This window comes from Psychromonas sp. (genome assembly GCF_047632995.1).
GTDB lineage: Bacteria > Pseudomonadota > Gammaproteobacteria > Enterobacterales > Psychromonadaceae > Psychromonas.
The window spans coordinates 1-4,512 of the sequence record NZ_JBLIEK010000192.1 but is presented as its reverse complement, the minus strand read 5'-3'; the positions used below and the strand labels follow the sequence as shown (position 1 = coordinate 4,512).

At 35.4% G+C, this 4,512-nt stretch carries 5 protein-coding genes; 3 read left to right on the top strand and 2 right to left on the bottom strand.

Annotated elements, in window-relative coordinates; genetic code table 11:
* The 3 genes from ACJAT7_RS17990 to ACJAT7_RS17980 form a co-directional block, all read left to right on the top strand.
* On the top strand, nucleotides 1-2,223 hold a 2,223-nt coding region (locus ACJAT7_RS17990; protein WP_415228176.1), incomplete at its 5' end, for a pilus assembly protein.
* Nucleotides 2,224-2,260: 37 nt separating this feature from the next.
* Nucleotides 2,261-2,665, top strand: coding sequence for a type IV pilin protein (locus ACJAT7_RS17985; protein WP_415228175.1), 405 nt, complete (start codon nucleotides 2,261-2,263; stop codon nucleotides 2,663-2,665).
* A gap of 1 nt (nucleotide 2,666) precedes the next feature.
* Nucleotides 2,667-3,002 carry a TapY2 family type IVa secretion system protein gene (locus ACJAT7_RS17980; RefSeq protein ID WP_415228174.1) on the top strand — a complete coding sequence of 112 codons (336 nt, stop codon included), beginning with the start codon at nucleotides 2,667-2,669 and terminating at the stop codon, nucleotides 3,000-3,002.
* 71 nt (nucleotides 3,003-3,073) lie between these two features.
* Here ACJAT7_RS17980 and ACJAT7_RS17975 read toward each other — a convergent pair whose 3' ends face one another.
* Nucleotides 3,074-3,673 carry a GspH/FimT family pseudopilin gene (locus tag ACJAT7_RS17975; RefSeq protein ID WP_415228173.1) on the bottom strand — a complete coding sequence of 200 codons (600 nt, stop codon included), beginning with the start codon at nucleotides 3,671-3,673 and terminating at the stop codon, nucleotides 3,074-3,076.
* A 92-nt stretch (nucleotides 3,674-3,765) separates the two neighbouring features.
* A complete protein-coding gene (locus ACJAT7_RS17970) occupies nucleotides 3,766-4,350 on the bottom strand; it encodes a GspH/FimT family pseudopilin (RefSeq protein WP_415228172.1) in 585 nt (194 codons plus the stop codon).
* Between the last annotated feature and the right edge of the window lie 162 nt (nucleotides 4,351-4,512).

The window sequence follows — 4,512 nt, the reverse complement described above, 5'->3', positions numbered from 1 at the left end:
TTAGAAGAAACAGCAACTCGAGGTCAAGGTGAATTTATTTTTGCTCAAACTGGCCTAGACTTAACTACAGCTTTAACTAATATATTAGGTGGGCTTGAACCAGGTAACGACAGCTTAACATCAGCCTCTGTTGCTGCGAATAATTTTGACAGAACTCAAACGTTAGATTCAGTTTATTATGCTATGTTTGACCCTCAAAATAGTCCTAGATGGCAAGGGAATTTAAAAAAATATAAAGCGGTAAATGGTGAATTAACCGGCGTCGGTGGTGTTAAAGCTATCTGTGAAAATGAAGATGGAATTAGAACATTTTGTCCCACAGTAAAAAGTTACTGGTCACCAAGTATTGATGGCGATACTGTCAGTAAAGGGGGGGTTGCAGCATGGTTCAAGACCAAACAAGTAAGTGATAGAACAGTTTATTTAGACAGTGGTAAAGGCGCTTTAATCGCCTTTGATCGTACACATTTAGAAAGTGCTTTTACCAACCAAGCAGGTCTTGCTTCTGAATTGGGAGTAGCCGGTGCGACAGATAGCGATGGTACTGACATTGAAAGTGGTGAAATTGATAAAATGATCAATTGGGCCAAAGGCATGGATGTCGATGATGATGACAATGATAAAAGTACCACCGATATGCGTAACGATGTTTTTGGTGATCCACTACATTCTAAGCCTTTAGTTGTTAATTATGGCGACAGCATCAGAATTGTTGTGGGTACTAATGCGGGTGCTTTACACATGTTCGAAGATAGTGGCACTACGGTAAAAGAAAACTGGGCTTTTATGCCTAAAGAGTTTGTTAATAATATTAAAGGCTTACGAGATAATTACTCTTCAGTTGATAAAATTTACGGTATTGATGGCGAAATTACTATTTTATTAAATGATATCAGTGGTGATGGAGTCATTAATGGCAATGATACTGCTTGGATTTTCTTTGGTTTACGCCGTGGTGGCAGCTCATATTATGCTTTAGATATTAGTGACCCTGATGTTGCACCAAAATTAATGTGGAAAATAGATAATATTACTCCTGATTTTAGTTTGTTAGGACAGTCTTGGTCTAAACCTAAAGTTGGCTATTCAAAGCTTAATGTTTCAGGTGATGTTGCAAGCCCTGTCATTTTTATTGGTGGTGGTTATGATACAAATAAAGACAATGATGGTCCGAGTACTACTGATCTCAAAGGTAATGCGGTGTATATGGTAGATGCAGCAACGGGTGTTTTGAAATGGAGTATGGCACCATCAGGTGGAGATACTACTTTTGCTGGTACGGATAGCATTGCTTCGGGTGTTGGTTTGTTAGACAGTACAGGTAATGGCTTAACCGATCGCTTATATGTAGGTGACACGGGGGGGAATGTTTGGCGTGTGGATATGCCAGGTGATACTAAAACCGATTTTTCTGTTTTTAAATTAGCAAGTTTAGGAGGCACAACCAATGGGACCGATAAGCGTTTCTTTTATGAACCCTCAATTGTACGAACCTTTATCTCTGAAACTGTAGAAACAACAATAATAGATGAGAGTGGTACAACTAAAACGATTAGCGTTCATCAAGAAATTCCTTATGATGCTATTCTTATTGGTAGTGGCGACAGGTCTAACCCGTTAGGCCAAGATACTACTGATAGTGTTTTTATGGTTAAGGATGAATATATAAAAACGCAAACTTTTTCTGCATCGACCAGTCCGGCCACACCAAATGTGATTGTTAAAGCTGATTTGTATAATTATACCGATGACCCGTTTAAGGATATGGCGACAATGACTAGCCAAGCTTTAGAAACTTTACAGATCAATGTCAGTGCCAAATCAGGATGGTATATAGATTTAAATAATACGGGTGAAAAAAGTAGCGCGGAAGCGCTTGTCATTAATGGTGTTGCTTACTTTACCACTTACACACCACCAGCCTTTGCTGCGGAGTTAGAAGGATGCAAACCGCCAACCGGAATTGGCTCACTACTCGCTGTTGATCTAGCGTTAGGGATCAAAAAACATAAAATCACTGAAAATGTACGTGGTGATGATCAGCGCTATATAGATATTAATAGTGAACTCTTAGGATCGCCTACTTTAATTGTATTACCAGAGGATCCGAGTGATCCTAAATCAAATATTTTAGGGGATATCATTGTCGGTGATGCTATTATTCCTGTAGATTTTACGCTTAAAACAATGCGTACTTACCTTTATGTTACAGAAGAACAATAATATAAAGACTGCAATTTAATGTTATGGAACATATATTATGAGTAAACAGACTAAAAGCTATGGTTTTACTTTAATAGAATTAATGATTACTGTCGCTATTGTCGGTATTTTAGCCGCTGTTGCTTACCCTTCGTATTCAGATTTTGTTCTTCGTTCGAATCGTACTGAGGCACAGCGTGAGTTATTACGTTATGCTAATTTACAAGAGCAAGTATTTGTTGATAGTCGAGCTTATTCTGCTGATATGAAAGGTTTGGGCAAAAGCACAGTAACAATAAACACTGATTCAGAAAATTATATTATTTCTGTGTCAGATAAAACAGCAACGACATTTATCTTACAAGCCGAAGCTCAAAGTAATCAAACCAATGATTCAGGTTGCACCACACTTACTGTTGATCAAATAGGAGCTAAAACGCCTACAGCATGTTGGGAGAAATAATATGAATATTTTTAGAATAACGTCTATGAAATTTATACCTTTAGTGACTATGTTGGTTTTTAGCTTTGGTATAGAAGCAAAGCAGTTAGAGAAAGAAAGTAAAAAAGTAGATGCAAAATGCTTTGTGGAGATAGTCGGTGGTGGAGAAATGGTTAGTTTTTGGAATGTATCTCAAAATAAAATATCAAGCTTGTCAAAATCTATTACGGGCCGCAAAGTTATGGCTCCTAATTCAAAACAAAAAGTTATAATTTACAAAGCGGATGAATGTGTTTTATTAAAAGACAATTTCACTGGCAGTAGAGCTAAAATAGTTGATGCAAAAACTGCACGTTAATTCTCGATATATATCTGTTCTAGTTGAAACCTGCATCTTCAAGTGGAACAGATATAATTTTTGCTATAAGATTAGCTACTGCAGACTATTTCGTTACTACTTCTATCTTCATCTTTGCCATCATTATCAGTATCGGAACTGATATAACTTCTTCCTGAAATTGAAACATCAATACCCCTAGATCTATCAGCTTGATCTTTCGGGCAATATTTAAAAGTACTCGCAATAGTAGGAGTTAATAATTGCCCTGATGGTTTGTAAATTAGACTAGTGTGAGGAAATTGTAATTTATCACCTGATTTAATTGCTTCTTTTACTTTAACAAATTCATCAGAAGGTGCCTTATATTCATCATAGTCATTATCCCCATTAGTAAAAACAGTTATTTCATTATGCCAATTATTAGTACAAGCACCGCCGGAAAGAGGACAAACCGTGGTGTTTTTTCCTGTATTAATTGCCATATTTCTTGCTGTTAATAACAACCGTTGCATTTCAGTAATTTGATTGTCAACACGCATCTTAACTAAAAAATCACTCATACTTGGCAGAGCTATCACAGATAAAATGGCGACAATAGCAATTGCTATTATTAATTCTATTAAAGTAAAGCCTTGTTTATGGCGAACGGAGGGAAAAGAGGGGGGAAAAGTTCTTAAAATTTTATTCATGATATACCCACGAAATACTGCTTGGATGTTATAATGTTTATATCATTTTATTGTTTATTTCGCCAGTAGTCGTTTTTTGATTAGTCTATTATTTAGTCACAGTTGATTTCTTTATTTCCTCTATTTTCATCAATACCGTCATTATCAATATCGCTTGATTGATAGACTCTGCCAGAGCGTGCAACAACAATCCCCCTAGAATATTTTTTGTGACTTTGAGGGCAATACCTAAAGGTACCATTGGCTAGGCCACTTAGTTGTCCTGTTGGTTTAAACGTTATTTTATTTCTCTTTTTTCCATAAATAAGTGCATCACCAGATGTTATTTTGGGTCTTACTTTGATCACCTTTTCGTTAACATCAAACAATTTATTGTTATTAACATCAACAAAAACACTCAATTTGTTTTGCCATTGAGTTGTGCATTGAGAGTTATTATCTAATGGACATATTATTACTTTATGACCACTATTAATGGCTGTATTCCTTGTTATTAGTAACATACGATGTAATTGAGATATTTCATTGTTAACACGAATTTTAACAATGAAATTACTAAAATTAGGAACGGCGATTACAGCAAGTATTGACGTAACAGAAATTGAAACCATTAATTCTATAAGAGTGAAACCTTTAATACTGGGATTTGAGATAACAGAGTAAATAATTTTAAGCATAAAAAATCCATTTTTATTAACTTCCTTGTAAATTAGGTATAGTTAAAAAAAATGGATTTTGCTAATTATAATTTGCTATCTACTAATCAGCGTTAATCATAAATAGTAGGTATAGGCTGGCGTTTATGCTGAGTTTTTTGATAAATATTAATAATCTGATCA